Origin of the sequence: Sinorhizobium sp. CB7 (assembly GCF_041357635.1) — a bacterium.
Classification (GTDB): Bacteria; Pseudomonadota; Alphaproteobacteria; order Rhizobiales; family Rhizobiaceae; genus Rhizobium.
The window spans coordinates 1-25,823 of the sequence record NZ_JAULLL010000025.1; the positions used below are offsets into that span (position 1 = coordinate 1).

25 protein-coding genes are annotated in these 25,823 nt (G+C 60.9%); 12 read left to right on the forward strand and 13 right to left on the reverse strand.

Annotated features, from left to right (window positions below; genetic code table 11):
- Positions 1-478 precede the first annotated feature (478 nt).
- The 4 genes from AAE029_RS31945 (at position 479) to AAE029_RS31960 (ending at position 3,208) form a co-directional block, all read left to right on the forward strand.
- Positions 479-928 carry an ester cyclase gene (locus AAE029_RS31945; RefSeq protein WP_371076951.1) on the forward strand — a complete coding sequence of 150 codons (450 nt, stop codon included), beginning with the start codon at positions 479-481 and terminating at the stop codon, positions 926-928.
- 176 nt (positions 929-1,104) lie between these two features.
- On the forward strand, positions 1,105-2,196 hold the full coding sequence (gene ada / locus AAE029_RS31950) for a bifunctional DNA-binding transcriptional regulator/O6-methylguanine-DNA methyltransferase Ada (protein WP_371076952.1): 1,092 nt from the start codon (positions 1,105-1,107) through the stop codon (positions 2,194-2,196).
- 66 nt (positions 2,197-2,262) lie between these two features.
- Positions 2,263-2,514, forward strand: coding sequence for a hypothetical protein (locus AAE029_RS31955; protein WP_371076953.1), 252 nt, complete (start codon positions 2,263-2,265; stop codon positions 2,512-2,514).
- Positions 2,515-2,689: 175 nt separating this feature from the next.
- Complete coding sequence (locus tag AAE029_RS31960; protein ID WP_371076954.1) at positions 2,690-3,208, forward strand: methylated-DNA--[protein]-cysteine S-methyltransferase; 519 nt, start codon at positions 2,690-2,692, stop codon at positions 3,206-3,208.
- A gap of 188 nt (positions 3,209-3,396) precedes the next feature.
- On the opposite strand, the gene AAE029_RS31965 is transcribed toward AAE029_RS31960, so the two are convergent.
- The 9 genes from AAE029_RS31965 to AAE029_RS32005 form a co-directional block, all read right to left on the reverse strand.
- A complete protein-coding gene (locus AAE029_RS31965; protein WP_371076955.1) occupies positions 3,397-3,663 on the reverse strand; it encodes a hypothetical protein in 267 nt (88 codons plus the stop codon).
- A gap of 18 nt (positions 3,664-3,681) precedes the next feature.
- Entirely contained in the window at positions 3,682-4,377 is a 696-nt protein-coding gene (locus tag AAE029_RS31970; protein WP_371076956.1) for a hypothetical protein, read from the reverse strand.
- Positions 4,378-4,432: 55 nt separating this feature from the next.
- Positions 4,433-5,830 (reverse strand): APC family permease, encoded by a 1,398-nt coding sequence (locus AAE029_RS31975; RefSeq protein WP_371076957.1) that lies wholly within the window; start codon positions 5,828-5,830, stop codon positions 4,433-4,435.
- 10 nt (positions 5,831-5,840) lie between these two features.
- Positions 5,841-6,008: a hypothetical protein gene (locus tag AAE029_RS31980; protein WP_371077041.1), complete on the reverse strand. Its 168-nt coding sequence runs from the start codon at positions 6,006-6,008 to the stop codon at positions 5,841-5,843.
- Between the two features lie 9 nt (positions 6,009-6,017).
- Positions 6,018-6,398, reverse strand: a complete 381-nt coding sequence (locus AAE029_RS31985) for a hypothetical protein (RefSeq protein ID WP_371076958.1) — start codon at positions 6,396-6,398, stop codon at positions 6,018-6,020.
- Positions 6,399-6,412: 14 nt separating this feature from the next.
- Positions 6,413-6,724, reverse strand: a complete 312-nt coding sequence (locus tag AAE029_RS31990) for a hypothetical protein (RefSeq protein WP_371076959.1) — start codon at positions 6,722-6,724, stop codon at positions 6,413-6,415.
- A 140-nt stretch (positions 6,725-6,864) separates the two neighbouring features.
- The gene (locus tag AAE029_RS31995; protein ID WP_371077034.1) at positions 6,865-7,704 is read right to left on the reverse strand and encodes a DUF3313 domain-containing protein; all 840 of its coding nucleotides are present in this window, start codon (positions 7,702-7,704) and stop codon (positions 6,865-6,867) included.
- A 345-nt stretch (positions 7,705-8,049) separates the two neighbouring features.
- A complete protein-coding gene (locus AAE029_RS32000; RefSeq protein WP_371076960.1) occupies positions 8,050-9,387 on the reverse strand; it encodes a sensor histidine kinase in 1,338 nt (445 codons plus the stop codon).
- Positions 9,387-10,058 carry a response regulator transcription factor gene (locus AAE029_RS32005; RefSeq protein WP_371076961.1) on the reverse strand — a complete coding sequence of 224 codons (672 nt, stop codon included), beginning with the start codon at positions 10,056-10,058 and terminating at the stop codon, positions 9,387-9,389. Before AAE029_RS32005 ends, AAE029_RS32000 begins: the two co-directional genes overlap by 1 nt.
- 870 nt (positions 10,059-10,928) lie before the next feature.
- Here AAE029_RS32005 and AAE029_RS32010 point away from each other — a divergent pair.
- Together AAE029_RS32010 and AAE029_RS32015 are read left to right on the forward strand one after the other, a co-directional pair.
- Positions 10,929-11,105, forward strand: a complete 177-nt coding sequence (locus AAE029_RS32010) for a hypothetical protein (RefSeq protein ID WP_371076962.1) — start codon at positions 10,929-10,931, stop codon at positions 11,103-11,105.
- Positions 11,106-11,169: 64 nt separating this feature from the next.
- Positions 11,170-11,544 carry a VOC family protein gene (locus tag AAE029_RS32015; protein ID WP_371076963.1) on the forward strand — a complete coding sequence of 125 codons (375 nt, stop codon included), beginning with the start codon at positions 11,170-11,172 and terminating at the stop codon, positions 11,542-11,544.
- Between the two features lie 290 nt (positions 11,545-11,834).
- Here AAE029_RS32015 and AAE029_RS32020 read toward each other — a convergent pair whose 3' ends face one another.
- Entirely contained in the window at positions 11,835-14,234 is a 2,400-nt protein-coding gene (locus AAE029_RS32020) for a PIG-L family deacetylase (RefSeq protein WP_371076964.1), read from the reverse strand.
- Positions 14,235-14,325: 91 nt separating this feature from the next.
- Positions 14,326-15,546 carry an ROK family protein gene (locus AAE029_RS32025; RefSeq protein ID WP_371076965.1) on the reverse strand — a complete coding sequence of 407 codons (1,221 nt, stop codon included), beginning with the start codon at positions 15,544-15,546 and terminating at the stop codon, positions 14,326-14,328.
- Between the two features lie 273 nt (positions 15,547-15,819).
- Here AAE029_RS32025 and AAE029_RS32030 point away from each other — a divergent pair, with 273 nt between their 5' ends.
- From AAE029_RS32030 to AAE029_RS32055, 6 genes are all read left to right on the forward strand, one after another.
- Entirely contained in the window at positions 15,820-17,076 is a 1,257-nt protein-coding gene (locus AAE029_RS32030; protein WP_371076966.1) for an extracellular solute-binding protein, read from the forward strand.
- 83 nt (positions 17,077-17,159) lie between these two features.
- Positions 17,160-18,032, forward strand: coding sequence for a carbohydrate ABC transporter permease (locus AAE029_RS32035; RefSeq protein WP_371077035.1), 873 nt, complete (start codon positions 17,160-17,162; stop codon positions 18,030-18,032).
- Between the two features lie 5 nt (positions 18,033-18,037).
- Entirely contained in the window at positions 18,038-18,883 is an 846-nt protein-coding gene (locus AAE029_RS32040) for a carbohydrate ABC transporter permease (protein ID WP_371077036.1), read from the forward strand.
- Positions 18,884-18,887: 4 nt separating this feature from the next.
- On the forward strand, positions 18,888-20,402 hold the full coding sequence (argH, locus tag AAE029_RS32045; protein ID WP_371076967.1) for an argininosuccinate lyase: 1,515 nt from the start codon (positions 18,888-18,890) through the stop codon (positions 20,400-20,402).
- Positions 20,402-21,436 (forward strand): ABC transporter ATP-binding protein, encoded by a 1,035-nt coding sequence (locus AAE029_RS32050; protein ID WP_371076968.1) that lies wholly within the window; start codon positions 20,402-20,404, stop codon positions 21,434-21,436. The genes argH and AAE029_RS32050 overlap by 1 nt, the downstream gene beginning before the upstream one ends.
- 133 nt (positions 21,437-21,569) lie before the next feature.
- Positions 21,570-22,145, forward strand: a complete 576-nt coding sequence (locus AAE029_RS32055) for a DNA-3-methyladenine glycosylase I (RefSeq protein WP_371076969.1) — start codon at positions 21,570-21,572, stop codon at positions 22,143-22,145.
- Positions 22,146-22,206: 61 nt separating this feature from the next.
- On the opposite strand, the gene glmM is transcribed toward AAE029_RS32055, so the two are convergent.
- Together glmM and ftsH are read right to left on the reverse strand one after the other, a co-directional pair.
- Positions 22,207-23,559, reverse strand: coding sequence for a phosphoglucosamine mutase (gene glmM, locus AAE029_RS32060; RefSeq protein WP_371076970.1), 1,353 nt, complete (start codon positions 23,557-23,559; stop codon positions 22,207-22,209).
- A gap of 234 nt (positions 23,560-23,793) precedes the next feature.
- Positions 23,794-25,734, reverse strand: a complete 1,941-nt coding sequence (ftsH, locus tag AAE029_RS32065) for an ATP-dependent zinc metalloprotease FtsH (protein ID WP_371076971.1) — start codon at positions 25,732-25,734, stop codon at positions 23,794-23,796.
- Positions 25,735-25,823 lie beyond the last annotated feature (89 nt).

The following is a 25,823-nucleotide window of genomic DNA, read 5'->3' on the forward strand; positions in this document are numbered from 1 at the left end:
GCGGTAATCGGAGCACGGGCGGCTCTCACCCAGCATAAACTGACTTGATGAGGGAGACGGGGCGACGGCGGCGCCAAACAACCAACGATCCTGGAAATGGTGGGATTGCCCTGTAGGCCACCCCTCACGGAAATCCCGACCTCACTGATCAGCACGGACAACCTCCTGAGAGTCCACAGCAAGCGGACGCCAACGGTGTGCGGTTTTCGGGCAACATTCGGTTCGAGTGCATGTTTTGCCCAGGTCCGAAATGGGCCCAGCAGCAGTCGCACCAGCTGCGCTGAACAACAATGTAACCTCCGCCAACACGGCATCAGCATTGGTATCTCCACTGCTTCGGGAGGCGCGTCGCAACACTCGGTTTTTGATTCCAGGGTAAGAACCGGAGTTCGAGAAGACTGCCTCGCGCCTAATCCTTTGCTCAGGTCATCGAGCAGTTTCGATGATCCTCCCGAACAAGATCAAGAGGACCAATTCCATGAGCAAGGAAGAAGATAACAAGGCCATCGTCATTCGCTGGTTCACCGAATTCTGGGGCAAGGACGTCAACCTTGCCGTCGTGGACGAGATCGCAGCGCCGGACATGCTGCTCAAATATTCGCTGCATGAACCTCGCCGCGGTCATGAGGATATCAAGGCATTCATGACCGATTTCCGTGCCGCATTCCCCGATCTCAACTTCTGGGGCACAGCCGATCTGATCGCCGAGGGCGACTACGTCGTCGGTCAGTGGGAGGGCGGCGGCACCCATACGGGTCCGGCCTTCGATGACTTCCTGATCGGCGGTCTGTCGGCTGCGACCGGCCGCAGGATGCATTTCACCGGCACTACCGTGCTGAAGGTTATCGACGGCAAGATCGTCGAGGAGATCGGTCTCGACGACGGCGTGACCGCGCTGACCCAGCTTGGGCTGATCAAGGCCGCCTGATCGACGTGGCCGCCACCTGTCGACCCCGGCAGGTGGCGGTTCGCCCTTCGGCCATTCTTCACGTCGCTCCGGCAGAAATCGGGTGGCCGGCAATCGGATTTAGAGGCAAAGATCGGAGTGTGCCGGACAGAAATTTCCGGCACGATCGCCTCAACACCATATGAGAAGCGTAAGACATGACCACTGCGCTCGCCATAACACGGAAAGCTGCCATCTCGTCGGTAGCCGACGATCCTCGCTGGGGACGCATCATCGCGCGTGACAAGACGGCCGACGAGCACTTTTGGTATTCGGTTTCGACGACGGGCGTCTATTGCCGGCCATCCTGCCCTTCCCGTATCGCCAATCCCAGGAACGTTCAGCTCCATGACACGCTTGAAAGCGCCAGAGCGACCGGTTTCCGCCCTTGCAGGCGCTGCAATCCGGATGGGCCCTCGATCGAATGCGAGAATGCGGCTCTGGTCGCGAAGGCATGTCGGATCATCGAGGAGAGCGAGGAGGAACCCTTGCTCGAGGAACTGGCCGATGCGGTCGGCCGCAGCCCCAGCTATTTCCATCGTGTGTTCAAGGCCGCCACCGGGCTGACGCCGAAGGACTATGCGGCCGCCGACAGGGCGAAGAAGGTCCGACGGGGACTGGCCTCCGGCAACACCGTCACCGAAGCGATCTATGACGCCGGCTTCAATTCCAGCGGACGCTTCTATGAAAAATCGACGGGCATGCTGGGCATGACGCCATCGCAGTATCGCGCCGGCGGTGCCAATGAGGAGATCAAGTTCGCCGTCGGGCAGACGTCGCTCGGCGCCATCCTCGTCGCGTCGAGCAGGAAGGGCGTGGCGTCGATCCTGCTCGGAGACGACCCGGACGAACTTGTCCGCAATCTTCAGGACCGTTTTCCGAAAGCGCGCCTGGTCGGCGCCGACCGAGACTACGAGGCCTTGGTGGCTCGGGTCGTCGGTTTCGTCGAGACACCGGGGATCGGCCTCGACCTTCCACTCGATGTCCGCGGCACGGCCTTTCAGCAGCGTGTCTGGCAGGCGCTCCAGGAGATCCCGGTCGGCGAGACGGTTTCCTATGCCGAAATCGCCCGGCGCATCGGATCGCCGAAGGCCATGCGTGCGGTTGCCGGCGCCTGTGCGGCAAACAAGTTTGCCGTCGCCATCCCCTGCCATCGCGTCGTCCGCAATGATGGTGCCCTTTCGGGCTACGCCTGGGGCGTCGAGCGCAAGCGCGTTCTCATCGACCGGGAGGCTTCGCAAAGCACATGAACATTGCCGCCGTCCTGCGGCTGTGAGCCGCGTGTCGGCCAACCAGGACAAGGAACGTTTCATACAATGTTTTCGCGCGGCGGATTCGATGCGAAGAGGAGGCGGCGAAGACTTCGCGGCGCTGACGCCACATCCGGCGCCGTTGCCAGGCCCTTGCACGCCGATCCCGCCAAAGCGCTGGTGATGGCCTGCTTCGATCAAATCGTTGCGGACGGCTTTGCGGAATGGATGATGCTCGACAATGGGGATATCCAGCTCCGCTTCAATACCGGAGAGACGTTCGTGCTGACGGAGACGGTGATCATCCGTCTGGCATAATCAAAATCACAATCCGATGGAAATTGCCGGGTGTGAAACCTCAGCCATGTTGCGCGACCTAAGGTCATCAGTGTGCCAGCGGCGCTGCTGTTTTCGATTTGAAAGCAAGGATCGGATCGGCCTCACCATCACGGGCTTCTATTGTCTCGGCATGAACCAGTTCAAGGAGCCGAAAATGCGCGAAATCATCCGCTTTGCATGGGGGATCAGTTCCCTCGGCGACTTCATCGTCGCCATGTCCGAAAGGGGGATCGTCGCCCTCGAATTCAGCTCGAACCGCACTGCCATGGAGGACGCATTGCGCGTCCGCTTCCCAGAGGCCGACGTCATCGACGCCCAGGAAGCATTGAACAGTATCGTCGAAAAATTGGCCCGGACGATCGAGGAGCCGCATTTCGATCCTGCTCTTCCGCTCGATCTGCGCGGCACACCTTATGAAGTCGAGGTCTGGTCGATGCTGCGAACCATACCTATTGGCGAAACGACCAGTTACGGCGCCCTCGCGGCCAGGCTGGGCACGCGTGACGCGCGCCAGGTAACAGAGGCGATCGCCTGCAACCCCGTTGCAATCCTCGTGCCCTGTCATCGGGTCATCAAGAAGGACGGCTCGATCTCCGGCTATCGCTGGGGTTTCAAGCGCAAGCGCGAACTGCTGGCACGTGAGCAGCGGCTCAATTGCCTCCAACCTGTCTGAGAGCGGCATGTTAAGCAGCATGGCTCGTCGCGGACGGAGCAAGGTCGCGATGCTTGCACTGCTCCGTCCGTCCTGTCAGCCTCGAGCAGCCACCATGCTCACTGCTACGCGGCAGCGACGCCATTCCCGACAGGCTCTCAGTGAGACCAATACGTCGATGATGAAGTCCACTGGCCCACTGCCGTCGTTCAGCGCTTGAGATGGGCATTCAACGCCCGGACGTACCCGCGGCGATACGCGTCGGGGATAGAAAGAGCCCAGATGAAAAGACCACCAGCGTGACGCCCGATGAATGATTGCTCGTTCGTGGTCGTCGCATAGGTGAGCATGGCAAACAGGAGGACGAAGAACGCGAAGGCAAGTCCGCGCCGCGGCTCACCGACAACGACATGCCCGGCGCCTGGTAGAAGCACCGCAACCGCCAGCACGAGGTAGGGTTTCATCGGTTTGGGCATCGATTTCCCGTTCCTAAGTTAAGCTGCCTCTGTCGTCCGCGCCGGCTCGGTTTCCGGCAGGACTGCCGCCAGCGCGCGGGCAATTGCGATCGCCGTTCCCATATCCTCGGCAGGAACCGATGCGATGGGAAAACGGGATTGGCGCAGGAAGAGATGCGCTGGCCGTTCGCCCTGCGCGGCCTGGCGAATGATGCGAACACCGTTTGGGCTGATCACCGCCTCCTTGACAAGAGAATCGGCGAACAAGGTACTGAAATGGAGTAGCACCCGCTCTGTCTGCCACGGCGCGGCGGAGCCGTCGCCGCGCACCAGGACCGATGCCATGGCGTCAGGTGGTGTCATCCATTCAGGCATGTCATGCACAAGTGAATAGTATTCCGCTCCAGTGGGGCGGGCCAATGCACCGATTACCGGCCGATGACGCGGCGCGGGCTCATATAGGGTCAGTCTGAGCCAGAGTTGCGGCAACCGCCGGGGGATCATGCTGTCCGGGACCAGTTCGATCTTCACAAGCCTGCCGTCGGGAATGCATCCCGAGGCGGTCGGAAATCCGTCGGGCCCGGTCGTGATTCTGGCGCCGGCAAGCAGGCCCTCGGCTTCGTCGAGAAGCCGCCGGCGCAAGGCCATGGCATGCCGGTGCTCGCGAACACCGCCAAGGCAGAGCCACACGCACATCGCCATCGATAGGATCAGCAAGGCGATTCCGGTGGTCATCCCGATCGAACCTCCGCTTTACATCTCGTCGACAGCCGCTCCGCCGGAAATCGCATCAATATCCCTGCGGCTTCGGCCACGGCATTGTGAACTGGTCGCCGCGGCGTACATAGCGGTAGCGCCGGAAATGAAACCAGAGCGATGCAACGATATAGAAGCAAATCATTGCGATGAGCTGCGTGCCGTAGCCGAGGAACACCGCGAAATAGGCCGTGGCGCAGAGCAGTAATAGCACGATGGTCGGCAGCGGATGCAGCGGATGCACATAGCCGCGCTTGATCGAGCCAAGCGGCCATTTGTTGCGGAACATCACCATGTTGAAGGTCATGAAGGTGTAGCCGAGCAGGCCCGACAGGATGGAGAAAGTGACGACCTGGTCGAGGGGCGCGCCCAGCGCAAAGATCAGCGCGATTGGCACCAGGAAGACGATCGAGCGATACGGCGTGCGGTAGACCGGATGGACCGCGCCGAACCATACCGGCAGATAACGGTCACGGCCCATGGAGAACCAGGCCCGCGACGCATCGTTGATGCAACCGTTCGCAGAGGCAAGCGTCGAGAAGATCGTGCCGATGAAGAGCAGCACCATCAAGCCGCGGCTACCGGTGACGCGCGCGGCGTCGAAGAGCGGTGTACCGGCCTGGCCGAGATATTCCCAGGGGATCAGGCCGGAGCAGACATACCAGGTCATGGTCGCCGCTATCAGCAGCGTCATGATGCCGGCCATGGTGCCATAGGGCAGCGAACGGGCGGGAGAGCGGACTTCTTCCGCCGCCTGGCAGGTACCCTCGATACCGAGATAGTACCAGAGCCCGAAATGAACGGAGGCGACAATGCCTATCCAGCCGTAGGGAAGCGCATCTGTCGTGACCGCCGAAAAGTCGAGCGGAACGCTCGAGGCGCCCATCTGCACCACAACGAACAGGATCACGATGGCGAGGAAGGCGATGGCGGTGATGACGAGATTGAAATTGAGCGTTGCCAGCACGCCGCGATAATTCAGCCACGCCAGAAACATGATGGAAAGGATGATGAAGGGTTGTTGGTGGAGGCCCGAGTGACCCTGAATTCCGGCGACCGTGTCGAGCAGGAAGCCTATGGTTATCGCATTGCCGGCTTCGAGCATCGTATAGGCCATGACGAGGAACAGGCCGACATTGAAGGCCATCAGCGGCCCGACAATGTGCTTGGCCTGGGCATATTGCCCGCCGGCAGCGGCAACCGTCGAGGTCACTTCCGAGTCGATCATGGCAACGCAGGTATAGAGAAGTCCGGCAAGCCAGCAGGCGACAAGACCGGCGATCATGCCGCCCTTGCCGATGGAGAAGTTCCAGCCCATGTATTCACCGACCAGAACAATGCCGACGCCGAGCGCCCAGATATGGGCCGGGCCGAGAACGCGCAGCAATTGAAGCCGCTGGGACTGGCCCGTGGTAGGATTCGCATCTGCCATGAAAGCCCCCTCAGATCGTATGACGTTCGGCTGCCGCCTCGATTTCGCCTTCGCGTGACGAGGTCAGCAGATCATTGTCGTAGGTCATGTCGATGCCCACCATGTCGTAGAGCATGAGCCCGCCGAAAAGCACGGAAAGCGCCCATGCCGCGTATTCCAGGATCGTCCAGATATCCATGCCGCGCCCCTATTTCTTGGAACCGAACCGCTCTTCGATGACCTCCCGATATTCCTTATCGGAAAGCCGGACGACGAGAATGAAATAGCCGATGACGAGCGCCGCCATGGTGATGAGCGCGGTCCAGCTGAAGGAATAGTCGAACCGCGCCGTGATGATGTCATTGGCCGAAGCCGGGTCCGCAATGCCGAGTGCGGCCCACTGCTGCTGCTCCGTGACGTTCTGGCCAAGCGCTTCCCAGGTCGGGTTGGCGATTGGGGCAGGCGTTTTGGCGGCGCCGGCGAGCCCGAGGTAGAGGGGGACATAAAGTGCGCCGACCGTCAGGACGAGAAGCGTGATGACGTCGAAAACCTGCGCCACAAGACTCTGTTTGGGCGGTTGATAGGCCATAATTGTCTCCCTCTTCAGCGCCGGCGTCGACGCATCTCGTCGAGATGCTTCAGGTCGAGGCCATAAATGAAGTGCTTGTCGTCGGCGTAGTGGCGCAGCATGGCGACAATGGCTGCGGTATTGAAAATCAGAACCAGGCCGCAGGTGATGGCCAATATGGCGCGAAGGGCCGGAACCGAGATGAACGGCCATATAGTGAACAATGCGAACAGCAGAGTGCACCAGAGGACGACAACGAAAGTTATGAGACCGAGCCGGTCGCGTGCGTGCATCCTGTCGATGCGCTCGGTCAACAGCGCATCGAGGCCTTCCTCAGCCGATGTCATATGTCCTCCCATGCCCGCAAGGGGCCGATCGTACTTGCCTCCCAGGCAAATTACTTTCTCAAAAGGAATATAACAGGGCGATAGTGCTGTCAATTCGAAAGCGTAGCGGCTCGACGCTACGCCTTCGCGCGTATGATCGGTCAGTGTGTCACAGCCGGCTTGGCCTTCTTCTCGGTCCATTCAGGCGGCGCACCGTAATTGGATGCCACGGCCCCCATTATTCCGGGCGCTCGACCAAAGGCGTCGCAGGCGGCGTATTTCGGTTTTCCGCCGAGCCACGATTGCATCCGCTGCCTCGACGGGACCGAGATGTCCAATCCTTCCGGCTCTTTGCCGACAATGAGCATTCGGGAAAAGTCGCTTCCAAACTTCGAAGCCAGGCTATAGGCGTCCCCGACCTCTGAAACGCGGGGTTTGTTCTGGATCGAGTTCGCCCCGCGAGCCCATAGCATTGCCGCGCGCTGCGTGCCGCCGCTGTCAACTGCCTCCGCCTCGACGGCAAGTCCGCCGAGGCCGACGGGCAGGCGCGGCACACTGACGGGCAAGACAAAGCCAGTACCGACGCTTACGGCGGTTGCTACCCCGGCCGCCGTCTTGTTCGTCGGAACGATGTCGGTCACGACGGACCGGATCGTCAGGTCCGCCGGCTCGCCGGCCGCGACCATCTGGTACTTGTCGCTGAGCGCGACACAGAGCGCCCGATCCAGCGCATTCGACACCAGCGAGCGGTCGGCTTCCGATTTGACGCGCGATGCGGCGCTGAACGCGAAGGTTGTCGGCACGATGCTGACCGTTTTCACCGCGGCGAGACCCTGCCCATCGACGTAAATGCGCGACTTGGACAACTTTCCCTTGGATGCGCCAAGATTGTTGTAGGAAGTGAGTGTCCCGCCTTCCTTCAGGGACACCGAGGTACATCCGGTCGCCGCCAAGGCCAGGGGCAATGCTATACATAAAGATCTCAGCGGAAAGTTTGGCAGGCTTTTGAAAAATTGGAGAAATGAATCATTCGATGGATTGCTGCGCACGCTTTGGCCTCCGTTACGGATGTCCTAGAGCGGGATGCCGAAAAGTGTGTGCGGTTTTCGGGCGACATCCCGCTCTAACTTTTTGATTGAGAGAGCCGGATGATTTCAGGTCGAATCGACCTGAAATCATCCGGCTCGGGCGACAGTGCAAGGGAAGGATTGCGGCAACATTACGGGCCGTTTCGATATGGATGATGCCGATATGCAGCACCCGCTACCGAACCTAAGGACGTGTCACGAGATGGCGCGGCGAGAGAGGCGCCGGCTTCGATTCGAATTGGCGAGGAATTTTCCTTGTCAGAGCTGGATCGCCACTTGCGTCCCGGTCAAGTCGCTTCTGATGCTGACTTGACCGCCGTGATTTGCGACGATCTGCTTCACCAGGCTCAAACCAAGACCTGCGCCTCTGCTCTTGGGGGTAACGCGATAGAATGGCTCAAAAACCAGCTCCCGATGTTCAGCCGGTATGCCGGGCCCTTCATCGGCCACGCTGATCTCACCGTCGGCCGAGACCGAGATCGTGATCATTCCGGCATTGCCGCCGTGGTCGATCGCATTGCGAATCAGATTGCTGATCGCTCTCGGTAGAGCGGAGGGGCTGCCTTTGCGTTCGAGGCTTGCCACCTCGCTTTGAAAGGAAATCTGGTACCCGGCCGCGATCGCCAGCGGCGCGAGGTCGGCAACGGTCGTTCGTGCGATTTCGACGAGATCGACAGTCTCATTGAGGCCGGTCGCCTGGTCGTTGCGCTCAAAATCGAGGAGCTGTTCGGCCGTCTCGGCCAGACGCGCCACGTCATCAAGCAATCGCCTGCGCTCCTGGCCCTCGGCCATCCCATCGATCCGCGTCTGCATGATGGCGATCGGAGTTCTGAGCTCATGAGCCGCATCGATCAGGAAGCGCTGGCGTTTCCTGAATTCGTTTTCGAGCCGTTCGAGTGTCCCGTTGAACGCAATCACCAGCGGAGCGACCTCCTTGGGGATGCCGTCCACCGGAAGGCGTGCGCCGTGTCGACGCGGTTCGATCTCCGACGCCTTGTCGGCGACATCGCTCACCCTTGCGAGCGCGCGCCTGACGATGCGTGGAACGGCAAGGAAGATCGCAGGCAGGGCAACGGCGATCAAGGAGATATAGATCGGGTAAGTGCTGACCAGAATGGTAAGAATGGGCCAGCCTTTGTCAGCGAAGCCGCCGAACAGAATTCGGATCTCACCCACCCCAGTCTCCGTGTTTTCGACCGAGGCAATTTCATTCGTACTGGTCGATCCCCGGATGTCCGCGGATCGGAACAGGTGCGCCAGGTGCGTGAGATCACCATAGGGGGCGGGTGGGCTGCCATAGGATACCAAGGCGCCGTCGGTCGTGGCCACGACATACCAGAGCCCGCTGTTCTGCTCCTTGAGCGACGTCAGCTTCGGCGTATCGCGGAGTTGAAACCTTCCTTGCGGATCGCGTTCCACTGCCTCCGCCATCACGGCCCTGATCTTGTGCTCCATGGCGACGTTCGGGGAGAGGAGCATGGAGCCGTAGATGCAAAGCCCGATGATCACGGCGGCAATCACCGCGAGGATGACAAGACTGAGCTGCCAGCTCAGCCTCCACCAAAGTGACGGATTCGATCTGTTCGCCGCGCGCATTATTCTTCCTTCAGGAGATATCCGACGCCCCGGATGTTGTGGACCGCGACGCCGGCGCCGGCATCCAGCAGTCGCTTGCGTAGCCTGGAGATATGCGCATCGAGCGCGTTCGACTGGATTTCTTCTTCGTAATTGTAGACCGCCTCTTCAAGCGTCGATCGAAGGACGGTTTTGTCCTTCCGCTTGGCGAGTGCCGCCAGAACGAGAAGTTCGCGTCTCGGCAGATCGAGCGGGACAGATTCGACGGTCACGCTCAAATGCAGGGGATCGATCACCATTCGGCCCACCTTGATCTGAAGTTCCGCCAGGCTTGGCGGTCGCCTGAGAACAGCCCGCAAGCGAGCCATCAGCTCTTCGACAAGAAAGGGCTTGCCGAGATAATCGTCAGCACCCCGGTCAAGACCTTCGACACGCTCCATCGGCTCATTGCGCGCCGTCAGCACGATGATCGGCGTCTCCGTGCCCGTCCGCCTCAACTGCGGGATGAAGGCCAATCCCTCGCCATCGGGCAAGCGACGGTCCAACAGGATTGCATCGTAAACATTCTGGCGCGTCAATTCGACCGCATCGGCGAGATGCATCGTGTGGTCGGTGACGATGCCATGTTTGCTCAGCGCCACCGACAGCGCATCCGCCAGTTCCTTCTCATCCTCTATCAGTAGAATTCTCATCGCCTTCCCGTTTTCCGCTTTCTCTCTCTTTGTTTCCACTACCAGGGTTGCAGCAGCATTGCGGAGCTTGAAAGGCAGAGAGGGATGCCGAAAAGTGTGCGCGGTTTTCGGGCGACATCCCGCTCTCGCTTTTGATGCTGAGCCGGATGACTTCAGGTCGATTCGACCTGAAATCATCGGGCTCTAGCGCAGGTAATGCTGCCGCAATTGTCCAAGCCTAGCAAACAACACATCAGCCCGCCGGACGTCGACATCGACGGTTCGCAAAAGTGAGCTTCTGTTTGCCTGGAAAGAAGGATTGGTTGTTATGGCTTTAAAATGGACGAAGAGATTGGCCAAGACGGGCCTCGCCATTGCGGCTGCGGGCAGCGGCGGGCTCATCAGTTCCACGATCCTGACCCTTGTCGTAATGCCTGTCATCTTATCCTATATAGACAGTATGACGCGCTGGTTTTCTCGAACGATGCAGACGCGACAATCGGGTGAGAACCTATCCCGAACCTCGTCACAGGGGCGTAGAGCAGCACGATGATTCATCTCAAATCTATTCTTCGTCTCCTGGCCAGCTATGCTCCAACGGCCATCATACTGGGTTCGCTTTTGGGAGGACCGCTCCTTATCCTGCTCGTAGAGTTTCGATGAAAGTACGAAAGGCGTTTTTCATTCGCGGCGATCTCGTCGCGGCCGAGTCCAGCTCCTTTCACGTGCAGCCAGCATCAGGCTTAATCTTCGTCCGCTTGGGGCCATTACTGACCGGAAATCATTTCCGCTTCGCGCGCCACAACCGGTCATTGCCGATACCGCAAAGCTCTCTATCTTGCTGAGCAACCGTCGCTTCGATTGGAAATCCGCATAACCACGGAGGCTCTAGTGAAGGATTACTTGCCCTATCTGGTCGGTGGGTTGGCAGGGTTGCTGGCGGCCTTCCTCCTGTCCAGCCTGTTGACCCTGAGGGGGACACCACAACTCATCCTTTTCGCATTGCTGCCGGCAATTGGCGGTGCAGTGGTTGAGCGTATTTCCCAACTGCGGTCGCGCAACTCGTGAAGCGTGACGCAGCCTTCGTCATTTCCTGTCGATGATCGTTTGAAAAAGTTTGGAGAGCGGATGTATGGGGCGGCTGAAAGAAATCGTCATCGACTGCGATGTTCCCTCGCGCGTCGCCCGGTTCTGGGCCCAGGTGCTCGACGATTACGAAATAGCGCCCTATGACGACGCTGAACTGGCCCGCCTTGCCGCTCTGGGACTCACACCCGAGACCGATCCTACTGTGATGGTCGAAGGGCCCGGCACCCGCCTCTGCTTCCAACTTCGTCCGGGAGAGCGCCCCGCCCGCAACCGCCTTCATGTCGATGTCGCGGCCACCGATCGAGCGAAGGAGGTGGCGCGGCTCTTATCCCTCGGTGCGACCTTCGTGCGCGAAATGGACAGCTACACCGTCCTAAACGATCCGGAAGGCAACAATTTCTGTGTGACGTCTGAATAGACCGCTTCGGGGCCGATAGAAGCCAAGTTCATTGGTCTCCTCCGCAAAGGTATATCTGGCGACCTATAAAGCCCTCGCAAAGTGCTCAACGATGCAGTCGGTGGCGCGGCCGCAGATCACTTTCCGAATGTCGACATTTGCCTATTCCAACATGCCGCAGATCGATGAGCCAGCGCAATCCGCTGGCGACGGGTATTCGGATGTTTGTCCAATTTGGACCGAAAGCTGCTATTGGTGGCATTTGCCATCCAATTGCGTATTTTTATGGATCGAGCGTGCCGCTATCCCTTTCAGGCAGGCTGGACGAGGTTGGCCATCAGCCTGAAGGCGCCAGGAACCAGCTTGTCCAGCTGGTGATGGAGCACGAGGCTCGTATGCGTATGCCGGCCCTTGCCGATCCGGGCCGACAGAAGTGCGCCCTGCAGCGATTGCTCGTCGGGGTCGTGCATGGAGAGTAGCGGCCGATAGGCGTCATCCCAGCTCGAGGCGAAGTAAAGGCCGCGTTCTTTGTCCCACCCCGCCCAATCTTCGAGGCCGATCCGGTTCGGCCCCTGAAGCAGCGGGTGTTCCGGCTCACGCATGGTCACGGCGGCATTGGGATCGGTCACGCGCCAACGGACGGAAGGGGAACCGATCTGGAGCGGAAGGGGCGGCGTGCCCTGCTGGTCCCACCCGTCGCCCGGCCGATGATAGAGCGTCAGGAGATGGCCGCCTTCCTCGACGAAGCGGTGGAGGCGCAATGTTGCGGCAGCAAGATCCTTGCGGATGCCGAAGGCGAAAATTCCGACGACGATGGTGCTGAAACGGGACAGCTCTCCGGCGAGTCCTCGCTCGTCGAGCTCCTCGACGTCGAACCCCATGCGCGCGAGCCACAGGCCGACGCGGTCGGCGCCGCCGCTGACATAGCCGATCTTCGCGCCCTCCGGCAGCTTCAGATCGAGGGCAAGAACGCTGAGCAGTTCCGGCTCGCGGAAGCCGGTCCGCCCGATATGCGTGTAGGCGATCGGCAGGATTCGCATGCAGCGTTGTCCGTCGACGATCGGCGTGATCGTGACCAGACCGGGCGCAATGATTGCAGGAGCGGACAGACGATAGGTGCCCTGACTTCCCTGAACGGCCCATCCGGCCGGCGTCTCGAAACCTATCTCTTCGGCGGAGCTTTGCGCCTTGAATTCCCAGCTGCGCACATTGCCCGACGATGAAACGATGACGGCATTGGGCGAGAGCGTGAGCGCGTGGGTGGGAGCGATCGTCAAAGGCTCCTCCAGATCGACCGCCGCCCTGACAAGACGACCCCCGATACGGACGCCGATCTCGACGAAGGCGTCGCCGTTGCCGCCAAGGCTCGACCATGCCGGCGCATATTGCCGGGTGGACGGAGCGTCCGATGCGGCGGAAAGCGTGAACGCTACCTCATGCTCCAATGCCCCCCGCCGCGTCGCCGAAACGCCTGCCGGCAATCGAACACTCGCATGTTCAAGCTCCGCGTCACCCTGTCCCAGTCCGTAGACCCTCAGCAAGCCGGTCATTCCCGGCGCAAGCGTGGCGGGCTCAGACGCAGCCCGCAGGGAGATCCGCTCCGCTTCGATCAGCGCGGCGTCGATCTCCGCAAGCTTTCGCTCCAGGCGATGGCCATGGGCTTCCAGGAAACCGGCAGGTGCACCGGCGAGAGCAGCCTCGACGTCCGTTGCGGCGCGCAGAAGCGCGCCTGTGATGGCCGTCCGATCGGGAAAATTGGCGATTGCCTCGCAGATCGCGGCATCGGCGCGCGTCAGCGCCTCCGCGGCGGCCCGCGGCAATGCCTTGTCCTGCGCCAGCCCGGCGAGCGTCGCGGGAAGGTTGTCGACGATCGAGGCTTCCGGCCCGTTGCCATGCGGACCATGCTTCAGATGAAGCGGCCAGGCCGTCCGCGGGACATCCCGCCAGCGACCCATGCCTTGCGAGGCATGATAATAGCGCGACCATTCGCCGATGTGATCGTAGCTGGCGCCCGTCACAGGTTCGAGACCACTGGCTCCCAGGGCAAGCGTTGCGGCTGGTGGCGGCAGTTCGTCGTCATAGGTGCCGCCGCCACCGGACCATGCCGGCAGATAGAATTTGGAGACCCGCCAGGGCTTCAGGCCTTGATCCAGATGCTCGGGGTGCGCGGCGGGATCGGCGGCGAGATCGAGGGCCGTCTCGGCCGCCCGCGTCATGGCGCGGTGATGGCCGTGCTGGCCCGGAACATCGAGGAAAGTTGGCAGGACGATATCGGGCCGCTCCGCGCGATAGGCGCGGACCAGCCTTTCCACGATGCGCTCTTCCCCCCATCGCGCAAAGGTCTGGTCGCCGTTCTTGGAAAAGCCGAAATCGTGGATCGGATCGTCCGGACCATGGCCCAGCCAATGGATATCAGCATCGAGTTCGCGGGCCGCCTCCTCCATCTCGCGGCTGCGCAGGATGCCGAGCGCACCGAGCCGCTCCGGCCCAAGCGCATTCTGCCCGCCCTCCCCGCGCGTCGAACAGGCGACGATAACGCGAAAGCCGAGCGCGAGACGAAGATAGGCAAGCAGGCTGTTGTGCTCATCGTCAGGATGAGCGCCCGTATTCATCATCGTCACCGTCGAATTGAGCCGCGAGAGTGCACGGTGAAGCCTCACCAGCAATGAGCTTTGCTTCTGCTTTTCTATGCGTTCGCGATCGGTCAGCATGGGTCCTCCATCGGAGCAATTCCAGGAAAAGTGCGACGCGGTTTTCCGCTCGGAATTGCGCAAAAAACAAAAGTTAGAGCAATACGAGGCTTCAGGCGGCGCTGTCGGCAATGACTGTCGGTGAAATCTCAAGCTTGGGTGTAACGACCTCGAAGAGCGGCAGTGCAGCGGCGCCGAGCGCCGCCGTCAACTGTCCCGCCTGGCCGCGGATGACGCGCGGCAAGGCGCGCGCTCTCCGGCTGGCCACCGAGACGGGCAATTCTTGCATGGCAGCGACGATATCGTCGATCACGGCATCCGGCAGAGCCCCTCCAAGAATGACCGTCTCGGGATCGATGACGTTTTCGAGCATGGCGACCATGGGCGAAAGGCAGTCGGCGGTCTCCGCTATCCATTCCCGCAACACGGGATCGCCATCCCTGTGCAGCGCTTCGATCATCGAGAAATCCACATTGCGATGGCCCGCCAGGGCAAGCTTTTCCCTCAGCGCATGAAGCGAGGCGTAGCCCTCCAGGCAGCCATGCTGACCGCAAGCACAGGGCTTTCCGCGGGGCGCGACCACGACATGGCCGATTTCGCCGGCATTGCCGAACGCGCCGCGGAAAAGCAGGCCATCATGGATCTGCCCCAGGCCGACACCGACCCCGAAATAGATCATGCAGAAATTCGAGATCGCCCGACCGGCGCCGAAGAGACGCTCGCCGACGGCTGCGGCATTGGCGTCGTTCTCCACGATCACCGTCTCGCCGCTCGCCTCGCTGAGCACGGCAACGGGATTGGTCACACTCCAGCCGGGCAAAGTCGTCGGGCCGACGGAGCTCATGCCTTCGATCTCGAAGGGGCCCGGCATGACGACGCCGGTGCCGAGGAGCTTCAGGGGAAAGCGCCTCTTCATCTCGGCGATCTGCCTTGCGAAGAGCGGCACGATATGCGCCGGTCCGGCATCCGCCACCGGCGTGATCGCCTTCGACCGTATCTGCCCGGAAAGATCGAGCACGGTGGTAACCATGTGGTCGGCGGCGATCTCCACGCCGATGGTGATCGCACCGTCCGGATTGACGGCAAACTGGATCGGCGGCTGACCGCGACCGGAACGCCGCCGACCGATTTCCATCAGGAACTTTTCACTGACGAGCTCATCGACGATGTTGGCGACCGCCGGAGCGGTCAGATGCGAGAGCTTGGCAATATGCATGCGGCCGAGCGAGCCATGCATGCGCACGAGGTCCAGTACGACCCGGCGGTTGTGATCGCGGCTCCGCTCGGGATTCTTGCCGATCGCGATCTGCTGCTTGCCGGATTGCCGCGCCATATCCTTCCCTCACGCCTAGACCGGTATGGATAGCGCCACTTTCCGCAACCTCGCAATAGAATAATTAAACTAAATTATCTTATTGACAAACTCTCCCGCCCGAAGGAGCCTGAGAGGATCGCAAACATGCGATGCCGAGGGGAGGAGCGCCTGCGGGCGGAACTCACTTTCCCGGAAAATCAAATCGGGGCACCGGGGTCTTGCCGGTAGCTCTGGGGAACCGAATGAGCCCGAGTGGCGGAGAACCGCCTTCCGCGGGAATGGAGGGATATTATGCGTCGTGGAATTTTCTTCGCCGGCCTTTTTGCCGGCATCAGCATGGTCGCGGTCAACAGCGCGCAGGCCGTCGAAATCGAATATTGGCAGTATGTCTATGACACGCGCGTCAAGGCGATGGACCAGCTCATCGCGAATTTTGAAAAGGCCAACCCGGACATTACCGTCAAGCAGACCACTTTCCCCTATGCCGACTACCAGACGCGTGTGGTTGCGGCCAACCTTGCCGGCAAGGGTCCGGATGTGATGCAGCTATTCTATGGCTGGCTCGACCAGTTCATCGCCGGCAGCCTCGTCCAGCCGCTGCCGAAAGATGCCTTCCCGCACGACAAGATCGAAAGCGAATTCTTCCCGATCGTCAGCGCCATGAAGCGCGGCGATGATTATTACGGCCTGCCCACCGCAGTGCGTTCACTCGCGCTCTTCTACAACAAGAAGCTTTTCCAGGAAGCGGGTCTCGACCCGAATAACCCGCCCAAGACGATCGATGAATTCGTCACCGCGGCCGAAAAGACCGCCAAACACGATGCCAGCGGCAACCTGACCATTGCCGGCACGACGCTCGACATGGCTGGGCAGGACCATCAGTGGTGGCGCGAAGTGCTGATCCGCCAGAATGGCGGCGAGCCCTATTCGCCGGACTATTCCAAGGTCACCTACAACAGCGATGCCGGTCTGAAAGCGCTGAAATTCTATACGAGCCTGCAGACCGAGAAGAAGGTCGGGAAGGTTGGCTTCATGGACGAGGGCCAGGCCGCGTTCCGTGCCGGCATGGCCGCCATGACGATCGACGGAACCTTCCGCCTCGGTTCGTTCAAGAGCATCAAGGATTTCGAATGGGGCGTCACCGAACTGCCGGCCAGTGCCGATGGTGTGCGCTCGAACTATGCGAGCTACTTCGCCAATGCGATCGGCGCAAAAGTCGAAGGCGAGAAGCTGGAGGCCGCCAAGAAGTTCCTCACCTACGTCACGTCGCCGGAAGCCATGCAGATATGGCTGCAGACGGTCGGCGAACTGCCGGCGCGCCGTTCCGCCGCCATGACGGAAGCGAACATGGCCGATCCGGTCTATGGCCCCTTCCTGAAAGCACTCGATTACGCGCATACCACACTCTTCGTCGACGAGGCCGGCCAGCGCCAGACCGCGATCGACATGGCCAACCGCGTCCTTCTCGAAGGCCAGTCGCCGGAGGATTCGCTTGCCCAGGCCGCAGCTGCCGAGCAGGAGATCATTGACAACGCCAAGAGCAAATAGGCCTTGCCATGAGCTCCGCATCCGCGAACACGGAAGGGACGGCCTCGAGCCGCCCCGCCGCATCCTCCTGGGATCGGCTTTCGATGCGCCACAAGCGCCTCGTCTGGGTCTGGACGTTTCTGGCGCTGCCGATCCTGTTCTATTGCGTCATCCGCTTCTATCCGACGCTGCAAGCCTTCTACCTGTCCTTCACCAACTGGAACCTGCTGAAGCCGCCGAAATTCATCGGCTTTGCCAACTATGTGAAGCTCTATAACGATCCGCAGTTCTGGAAGGTTTTCCGCAATACGTTCACCTATCTGATTATCGGCACGCCGCTGAGCCTCCTCATCTCCTTCACCGTCGCCTTCCATCTCGATCGCGTGCGTTTCATGCATGGGCTGATCCGGGCCCTCTATTTCCTGCCGTTTCTGACAACCGCAGCAGCGATGGCCTGGGTATGGCGCTGGTTCTATCAGCCGCCTCCGATCGGCGTCATCAATAACGTTCTCGGCCTCATCGGACTGCCACAGCAGCAATTCATCCGTTCCGTCGATCAGGCGCTGCCATCGATCATGGTGACAGCGATCTGGGCCGGGCTCGGCTTTCAGATCATCATTTTCATGGCCGGCCTGCGCGCCATTCCCTCGACCTATTACGAGGCCGCGCGCATCGACGGCCTCGGCGAATGGCCGATCCTCTGGAAGATCACGCTGCCGCTTTTGAAGCCGACCACTGTCTTCCTCGTCGTCTTCTCCTCGATCGGCTTCCTGCGCATCTTCGACCAGGTCTACAATATGACGACCAACGACCCCGGCGGGCCGCTGGGTTCGACCAAGCCGCTTGTGCTGATGATCTATCAGACCGCATTCTCCTCCTACAATATGGGCTATGCGGCCGCACAGACGGTCGTGCTCTTCGCGATCCTCCTGATCGTCTCGCTGCTTCAGCTCTGGATATTGAGGGAGCGCAAATGACCGCCATGACCGAAACAGCGGTGCCACTGCCGAAGGCCAATATCCGCCCGGGCCGCATCATAGCCTGGACGCTGCTTTTCATCGGCGGACTGATCATGATCACGCCGCTGCTCTTCATGTTCTCGACCTCGCTGAAAACGGCGGACCAGGTCTATGACCTGCGCCTGATCCCGGCTGCGCCGACGCTGCAGAACTACATCGCGGTCCTCTCCGACGGCCGCTTCCTGCACTGGTTCCTGAATTCGGCGATCGTCGCCTGCACGGTGACGCTCTCGAACGTCTTCTTCGACAGCCTTGTCGGCTATACGCTTGCCAAATTCGAGTTCCGCGGCCGCTACCTCATCTTTCTCGCGATCTTGTCGACCTTGATGATCCCGACCGAAATGCTGGTCATTCCCTGGTACCTGATGTCGAGCCAGCTCGGTTGGCTGGACAGCTACTGGGGCATCATGTTCCCCGGCATGATGACGGCCTTCGGCACCTTCCTGATGAAACAGTTTTTCGAAACGGTTCCGAATGATTTCCTGGAGGCTGCACGCATCGACGGGCTCAACGAGTTCCAGATCTGGTGGAAGGTGGCGATGCCGCTCGTGACGCCGGCTCTCTCGGCGCTTGCCATCTTCACCTTCCTCGGCAACTGGACGGCCTTCTTCTGGCCGCTTATCGTCGTCACCAGCCGCGAGCTCTATACGCTTCCGGTCGGGCTTTCGAGCTTTGCCGTCGAGCAATCCATCCAATGGGAAATGATCATGACCGGCGCCGCTCTTGCGACATTGCCGACGCTCGTCGTCTTCCTGGTGCTGCAACGCTACATCGTGCGTGGCGTCATGCTGGCCGGCCTGAAGGGATAATCGCATGACCGATACCGATCCACGCCTCTCCGACGACAGCGTCTTCCCTGATCCCGTTTATAAGGAAACCGTGCTGCGTCCGCTCTTCGACGGCGCCAAGACCCATCATGTCGACGGCTTCCGCCGGATCGACCGCGCCCATCTCGTCATGCTGGTCGAGACCGGCATTCTCGACAAAAGCCAGGGAGCACAGATCGCTAGCGCCCTGGACGCGATCGACCGCGACATCGATCCCTCGAAGCTTGTCTACACCGGCGAGGTCGAGGATTTCTTCTTCCTCATCGAGAAGGAACTGAAGGCCCGGATCGGCGCGGACGTCGCGGGTCGTCTGCACACCGCCCGCTCACGCAACGACATCGACCACACGCTTTTCAAGCTTGGCCTCAGGGAGCGTATCGATGCGCTGATGGTCAAGGGGCGCGTCCTGCTCTCCGCCCTCATCGAGACGGCCGAGCGGAAAAAAACGACCCTGATCGTCGCCTATACCCATGGCCAGCCGGCGCAGCCGACGACATTCGGCCACTATCTTTCAGCTGCGATCGAAGTCCTGATCCGCGACATCGAGCGCTTTTCCGAGGCACGCCGGATCGTCGATCTGAGCCCAATGGGTGCCGCGGCGATCACCACCTCCGGCTTCCCGATCGACCGCGCCCGCGTCGCCGAGCTGCTCGGCTTCTCCGCGCCCTTGCGCAATTCCTACAGCTGCATCGCAGCTGTCGATTATACGACCGCCACCTACAGCGCGATCGAGCTGATGTTCCTGCATCTCGGACGCCTCATCCAGGATTTCCAGTTCTGGACGAGCTTCGAGGTCGGGCAGATCTACGTGCCGAATGCGCTGGTGCAGATCTCGTCGATCATGCCGCAGAAGCGCAACCCCGTGCCGATCGAGCATATGCGGCATCTGGCGAGCCAGACCTTCGGGCGCGCCCGCACCGTGCTCGACGTCATGCACAACACGCCTTTCACCGATATGAACGACAGCGAAGGCGAGACCCAGTCGATGGGCTACGAAGCCTTCCAATCCGCCGGCCGCGTTCTCGATCTCATGGCAGCCTTCGTCGCCTCGATCCGCATCGATCCCGAGCGCGTCGCCGGCAATATTCGCCGTTCCTGCATCACCATCACTGAGCTTGCCGATTCTCTGGTCCGGCTCGAAGGGCTGTCGTTCCGACAGGCGCACGAGATCGCCGCATCCGTCGCAAGGGCGGTGGTCGCAAGGCAAGCCGGACTTTCGGATGACGGCTACGATCCCTTCCTCGAGGCTTTCCAGGGCGCGGTCGGACGAAAGCCTGCAATAGATCGGCGAAACTTCGCCGAGATCGTCTCGCCTGAACACTTCGTCGCCGTGCGTGCGCGTTTCGGCGGGCCGGCTCCGGAGCCAATGGCGGACGCACTGGCCGCCTATCGCGAGAAGGCAGCAGCACTCGCCCGCGAGGCGGACGAAAATGCCGCGCGGGAAGCAGAAGCGGCGCATGAACTGCAAACCAGATTCAAGGCACTGATGGGAGCGGTCTGATGGCGAATATCGAACTGCAGGGCCTCGTCAAACGCTACGGCAAGACGGCTGTCGTCCACGGCATCGACCTCGCCATTGCCGATGGCGAATTCGTCGTCTTCGTCGGCCCCTCCGGCTGCGGCAAATCGACGACGCTCAGAATGATCGCGGGACTGGAAGACATTTCCGGCGGCACGCTGAAGATCGGTGGCGACATCGTAAACGAACGTGAGCCGAAGCAGCGCAACATTGCCATGGTTTTCCAGAATTACGCCATCTATCCGCATCTGAGCGTCAGGCAGAACATCGGCTTCGGCCTCTATACGTCCAAGCTGCCCCAGGCCGAGAAGGACAAGCGTATCGACGAGACGGCCGAGATCCTTGGCCTGACGGACTATCTTTCACGCCGCCCCGCCGCCCTATCCGGCGGTCAGCGCCAGCGCGTCGCCATCGGTCGCGCCATGGTGCGCAATCCCTCGGCCTTCCTTTTCGATGAACCGCTTTCCAATCTCGATGCACAATTGCGCGCGCAGATGCGCATCGAGATCAAGCGGCTGCATCAGCGGCTCGGCACCACCATCGTCTACGTCACGCATGACCAGATCGAAGCCATGACGATGGCCGATCGGATCGTGGTTATGCGCGACGGTCGCATCCTGCAGTCGGGAACACCGATGGATATCTACGAAAACCCCGTTGATATCTTCACGGCGCGCTTCATCGGCAGCCCCTCGATGAATCTCGTTCCCGGGATGTGGAACGGAACCCGCGCCGAAATCGGCCAGAACCGGGAACACATGATCGGCGTGCGGCCGCATGATCTCGTCATCGACGGTGTGGCGGACGGCGGCCTGTCGCTTTCGGGAATCGCCACCGTCGTGGAACCGCTCGGCGCCGAGACGCTGGTGCATTTCGACGTCGCCGGCACATCCGTGATCGCCACGGCGCCCGGTAAAATGATACCTTCCATCGGCAGCGAAGTCCGCGCGCACGCCGCACCCGGCTCGCTCTATATCTTCGATGCAAGATCGGAAAAGGCCCTGGGCCGTCATTAGAGCAATTCCAGGAAAAGTGCGAAGCGGTTTTCCGTCCGGAATTGCGTAAAAACAAAGGGTTAGAGCGGTTCTGCGCTTCCATGAAAAGCTGAAACGCTCTAGTGATGACAATGGGTTCTGCGGAGGTTACGCCATGACGGAGTATCATCGCTGCAGCTGGGCGGAGGGTGATCCGCTGATGCGTCCCTATCACGACGAGGAGTGGGGCGTGCCGGAGCGCGATTCCCGCATGCTGTGGGAAGTGCTGATGCTGGAAGGATTTCAGGCCGGCCTCTCCTGGATCACAGTCCTCAAGAAACGCGAGGCCTTCCGCGCCGCCTTTGCCGGCTTCGACCCCAGGAAGGTCGCCGAGTTCGGCGAGGCGGATGTCGAGCGCCTGATGGCAGACCCCGGCATCGTCCGCGCCCGGGCAAAGATCAAAGCGACGATCCAAGGCGCCAGGATCTACTGCGAGATGGAGGATCGCGGCGAAAGCTTCAGCGATTTCTGCTGGTCCTTCACCGATGGCAACGTGATGAAGAACGACGGGCAAAGCTGGGTCGCATCCTCACCGCTTTCCGAACGGGTCTCGAAGGAATTGAAACGCCGTGGCTTCAAGTTCGTCGGCCCGACGATTGTCTATGCCTGGATGCAGGCCGTCGGCATCGTCAACGACCATTCCAGCGGCTGCTTCCGCCGCGCCGAGGTCGAGGAAGCAAAATCCGCATAGGGTCTTAATGAAAGCCGGTGCGAAGGCACCGGCCCGTTAGTTACGGACGTCCATCCAGGAATCAGGCTGCTGTCCGGACGTTGGAGATCAGCCCGATGAGATCGTTGACGATGCGCTCGATCTGGCTGCGATCGTCGCCCTCCGCCATGACGCGGATCAGTGGTTCCGTGCCGGAGGGGCGGATGACCAGCCGGCCATTGCGCGAAAGCTCGCTCTCGGCATCGGCGATCGCCTGCTGGACGTGAGTGTCTTCGAGCGGCTTGCCGCCGGTAATGCGGACATTGCGCAGGAGCTGCGGCACCGGCTCGAAGCGGCGGCAGACTTCGCTGACCGTCTTGCCGGTGCGCTTGACGGCGGCAAGGATCTGCAGCGCCGCGACAAGCCCGTCTCCGGTCGTGCCATAGTCCGAAAGGACGATGTGGCCGGACTGCTCGCCGCCGACATTGAAGTTGTGCTGGCGCATATGCTCGACCACGTAGCGGTCGCCGACCCTCGTGCGGGCGAGGATCATGCCCTTCTCTTCGAGGAAGCGCTCCAGGCCGAGATTGGACATGACCGTCGCAACGATCCCGTTGCCGCGAAGTTGCTGGTTTTCCGCCCAAGTCTCGGCGATCACAGCCATGAGCTGATCGCCGTCGACAATCGTGCCGGTCTCATCGACGATGATGACGCGGTCGGCGTCGCCGTCGAGCGCAATCCCGATATCGGCGCGCACCTCATCCACCTTCTTCTGCAGCGCGACGGGATTGGTCGAGCCGCAATTCAAATTGATGTTGGTGCCGTTCGGATCGTTGCCAATCGTCACAACGTCGGCGCCGAGTTCCCAGAGCACGGCCGGCGCCACCTTGTAGGCCGCCCCGTTGGCGCAATCGACTGCGACGCGCAGGCCCTGCAGCGTGACGTCGCGCGGCAGAGTGCGCTTGACGTGCTCCAGATAACGGTAGATGTCGCCGTCGACGCGCTTGGCGCGGCCGATTTCCTCTGGCTTGGCGAGCTGCCCGGACATGTCCTTGTCGACCAGGTCCTCGATCTGCAACTCGATGTCATCGGAAAGCTTATAGCCATCGGGGCCGAAAAGCTTAATGCCGTTGTCCTGATAGGGATTGTGCGAAGCGGAAATCATCACACCGATATCGCAGCGCAGGGAACGGGTGAGCATGGCGACGGCGGGCGTCGGGATGGGACCGAGCAGAAACACATCCAGCCCGGCGGCGGTAAACCCTGCAACCAGGGCGTTCTCCAGCATGTATCCCGAAAGGCGCGTATCCTTGCCGATGACCACGCGATGGCGATGGGCGCCGTTACGGAAGATCGTCCCCGCCGCAATACCGACCCGCATGGCGAGGTCTGGCGTCATTGGAAAGATGTTGGATTGCCCCCGGATGCCGTCCGTCCCGAAATAACGTCTTTTCATTTGTACTCCCGCGATTCCCGCGCGCCACCACCCGGCCGCGCGATGCGTAAACAAGCCCGATACACGGACTCACATAGGGACATTCACAATCCCGCTTGATAGCGGCATGCCACAAATTGCGGTTCGCATCACGTCAATTAACAAGAAAAATGATTATATCCCGTTACTAATATGTAAAAGACCAGCTTCCGGTCGGGGAAGCTGGTCTTTGGTTTCTGGCCTCGTCCAATAGTATCAGCGCGGCTGAGGCTCGAAGCCCCCTTCCGGCTCGTCGCCCTTGGCCACAGAACCGTCCTTCTTGACGCCGGCCTTGGGAACAGCCGAGCCGCGGCTCGGAGGCGTATCGTCGCCGAGATCTCGCGAAGGCTTCTCGCCGCGGATCAGAGCCTTGATCTCTTCGCCCGTCAGGGTTTCGTATTCGAGCAGCCCTTCGGCAAGCGCCACGAAGTCGTCGTGCTTCTCCGTCAGGATGTCGCGCGCCTGCCGGTAGGCCTGGTCGATCAGGCGGCGAACCTCATTGTCGATCTTCTGTGCGGTTGCTTCCGAAACATTCTTCGATTGCGAAACCGAATGGCCGAGGAAGACCTCCTGCTGGTTCTCGCCATAGGCGACCTGCCCGAGTTCGTCGGAGAAGCCCCATTGCGTGACCATGGCGCGGGCAAGCTTGGTCGCCTGCTCGATGTCGGAGGATGCACCGGAGGTGATGTTCTCCTTGCCGAAGGTCAGCTCTTCGGCGACACGGCCGCCCATCATGATGCAGAGGCGCGAGATCATCCACTTGTAGCTCATCGAATAGCGGTCGCCTTCGGGAAGCTGCATGACCATGCCGAGCGCCCGGCCACGCGGTATGATCGTGGCCTTATGCAGCGGGTCGGCGACGGCAACGTTCAGCGCCGTGATCGCGTGGCCCGCCTCGTGATAAGCCGTGAGCTTCTTTTCCGCCTCGGTCATGGCCGAGGAACGGCGCTCGGCGCCCATCATGATCTTGTCCTTGGCGTCCTCGAATTCCTGCATGGTGACGAGGCGCTTGTTGCGGCGCGCCGCCATCAGGGCTGCCTCGTTGACAAGGTTCATCAGGTCGGCACCGGAGAATCCGGGCGTGCCGCGGGCAAGCGTCTTGAGATCGACATTCGGCGCCAGCGGAACATTGCGGGCATGCACCTTCAGGATCCGCTCGCGGCCGACGATGTCAGGATTCGGAACGACAACCTGCCGGTCAAAACGGCCCGGACGCAAGAGCGCCGGATCGAGAACGTCGGGACGGTTGGTCGCCGCGATCAGAATGATGCCTTCGTTTGCCTCGAAGCCGTCCATCTCGACCAGCAGCTGGTTGAGCGTCTGTTCGCGCTCATCGTTGCCGCCGCCGAGTCCGGCACCGCGATGGCGGCCAACGGCGTCGATTTCATCGATGAAGATGATGCAGGGCGCGTTCTTCTTCGCCTGCTCGAACATGTCACGGACACGGCTTGCGCCGACACCGACGAACATTTCGACGAAGTCGGAGCCGGATATGGTGAAGAAGGGCACATTGGCCTCGCCGGCGATCGCGCGGGCAAGCAGTGTCTTACCGGTACCCGGAGGGCCGACAAGCAGCACGCCGCGCGGAATGCGTCCGCCGAGGCGCTGGAACTTCTGCGGGTCCCGCAGGAACTCCACGATTTCCTCGAGGTCCTGCTTGGCCTCGTCGACGCCTGCGACATCGTCAAAGGTGACACGGCCATGCGCCTCCGTCAGAAGCTTGGCCTTGGACTTGCCGAAGCCCATGGCGCCGCGCGAGCCGCCCTGCATCTGCCGCATGAAGAATAGCCAGACGCCGAGAATCAGAAGCATCGGCAGAAGGGTGCCGAGATAGCTCAGGAAACCGGAGGAACCATCCGTTTCCGGACGGCCGGTGATCGTCACGTTCTTCGACTGCAGCCGCTCGAGCAGAGCGTCGTCGACGACAGGCGCATAGGTCTGGAATGTGGTGCCGTTTTCAACATAGTTGCCGAACAGGCGATTGCCCGTCACGGTCACATCGCGCACGCGACCAGAGTCAACCTCACGCAGGAACTGCGAATAGGGAATCTCACGGGAGCTCGTCTGCGCCGGCGCGGTCTGGAACATGCTGAACAGGGCAATCAGCAGCAGCGCTATGATTGCCCACAAGGCGAAATTACGTAAATTAGGGTTCATCGAACTCCCCAGCACTGGAACAGCTCACCTTCTGGCGGCTGCTATACTTGCCCCTTAACATAGGGTTACGCCATGCCATTGCCAAGGCA

What these genes read in the sequence shown, in the direction of transcription:
- AAE029_RS32025 (WP_371076965.1), bottom strand. Translation starts at nt 15,546, where the DNA reads ATGGCGCGGCAATCCGGCAAGCAGCAGATCGCGATCGGCAAGAATCCC.
- AAE029_RS32055 (WP_371076969.1), top strand. Translation starts at nt 21,570, where the DNA reads ATGACGGAGTATCATCGCTGCAGCTGGGCGGAGGGTGATCCGCTGATG.
- ftsH (WP_371076971.1), bottom strand. Translation starts at nt 25,734, where the DNA reads ATGAACCCTAATTTACGTAATTTCGCCTTGTGGGCAATCATAGCGCTG.
- AAE029_RS31965 (WP_371076955.1), bottom strand. Translation starts at nt 3,663, where the DNA reads ATGCCCAAACCGATGAAACCCTACCTCGTGCTGGCGGTTGCGGTGCTT.
- AAE029_RS32005 (WP_371076961.1), bottom strand. Translation starts at nt 10,058, where the DNA reads ATGAGAATTCTACTGATAGAGGATGAGAAGGAACTGGCGGATGCGCTG.
- AAE029_RS32050 (WP_371076968.1), top strand. Translation starts at nt 20,402, where the DNA reads ATGGCGAATATCGAACTGCAGGGCCTCGTCAAACGCTACGGCAAGACG.
- AAE029_RS32000 (WP_371076960.1), bottom strand. Translation starts at nt 9,387, where the DNA reads ATGCGCGCGGCGAACAGATCGAATCCGTCACTTTGGTGGAGGCTGAGC.
- ada (WP_371076952.1), top strand. Translation starts at nt 1,105, where the DNA reads ATGACCACTGCGCTCGCCATAACACGGAAAGCTGCCATCTCGTCGGTA.
- argH (WP_371076967.1), top strand. Translation starts at nt 18,888, where the DNA reads ATGACCGATACCGATCCACGCCTCTCCGACGACAGCGTCTTCCCTGAT.
- AAE029_RS32030 (WP_371076966.1), top strand. Translation starts at nt 15,820, where the DNA reads ATGCGTCGTGGAATTTTCTTCGCCGGCCTTTTTGCCGGCATCAGCATG.
- glmM (WP_371076970.1), bottom strand. Translation starts at nt 23,559, where the DNA reads ATGAAAAGACGTTATTTCGGGACGGACGGCATCCGGGGGCAATCCAAC.
- AAE029_RS31955 (WP_371076953.1), top strand. Translation starts at nt 2,263, where the DNA reads ATGTTTTCGCGCGGCGGATTCGATGCGAAGAGGAGGCGGCGAAGACTT.
- AAE029_RS31990 (WP_371076959.1), bottom strand. Translation starts at nt 6,724, where the DNA reads ATGACATCGGCTGAGGAAGGCCTCGATGCGCTGTTGACCGAGCGCATC.
- AAE029_RS31960 (WP_371076954.1), top strand. Translation starts at nt 2,690, where the DNA reads ATGCGCGAAATCATCCGCTTTGCATGGGGGATCAGTTCCCTCGGCGAC.
- AAE029_RS31985 (WP_371076958.1), bottom strand. Translation starts at nt 6,398, where the DNA reads ATGGCCTATCAACCGCCCAAACAGAGTCTTGTGGCGCAGGTTTTCGAC.
- AAE029_RS31945 (WP_371076951.1), top strand. Translation starts at nt 479, where the DNA reads ATGAGCAAGGAAGAAGATAACAAGGCCATCGTCATTCGCTGGTTCACC.
- AAE029_RS31975 (WP_371076957.1), bottom strand. Translation starts at nt 5,830, where the DNA reads ATGGCAGATGCGAATCCTACCACGGGCCAGTCCCAGCGGCTTCAATTG.
- AAE029_RS32040 (WP_371077036.1), top strand. Translation starts at nt 18,038, where the DNA reads ATGACCGAAACAGCGGTGCCACTGCCGAAGGCCAATATCCGCCCGGGC.
- AAE029_RS32035 (WP_371077035.1), top strand. Translation starts at nt 17,160, where the DNA reads ATGCGCCACAAGCGCCTCGTCTGGGTCTGGACGTTTCTGGCGCTGCCG.
- AAE029_RS32015 (WP_371076963.1), top strand. Translation starts at nt 11,170, where the DNA reads ATGGGGCGGCTGAAAGAAATCGTCATCGACTGCGATGTTCCCTCGCGC.
- AAE029_RS32020 (WP_371076964.1), bottom strand. Translation starts at nt 14,234, where the DNA reads ATGCTGACCGATCGCGAACGCATAGAAAAGCAGAAGCAAAGCTCATTG.
- AAE029_RS31970 (WP_371076956.1), bottom strand. Translation starts at nt 4,377, where the DNA reads ATGACCACCGGAATCGCCTTGCTGATCCTATCGATGGCGATGTGCGTG.
- AAE029_RS31980 (WP_371077041.1), bottom strand. Translation starts at nt 6,008, where the DNA reads ATGGATATCTGGACGATCCTGGAATACGCGGCATGGGCGCTTTCCGTG.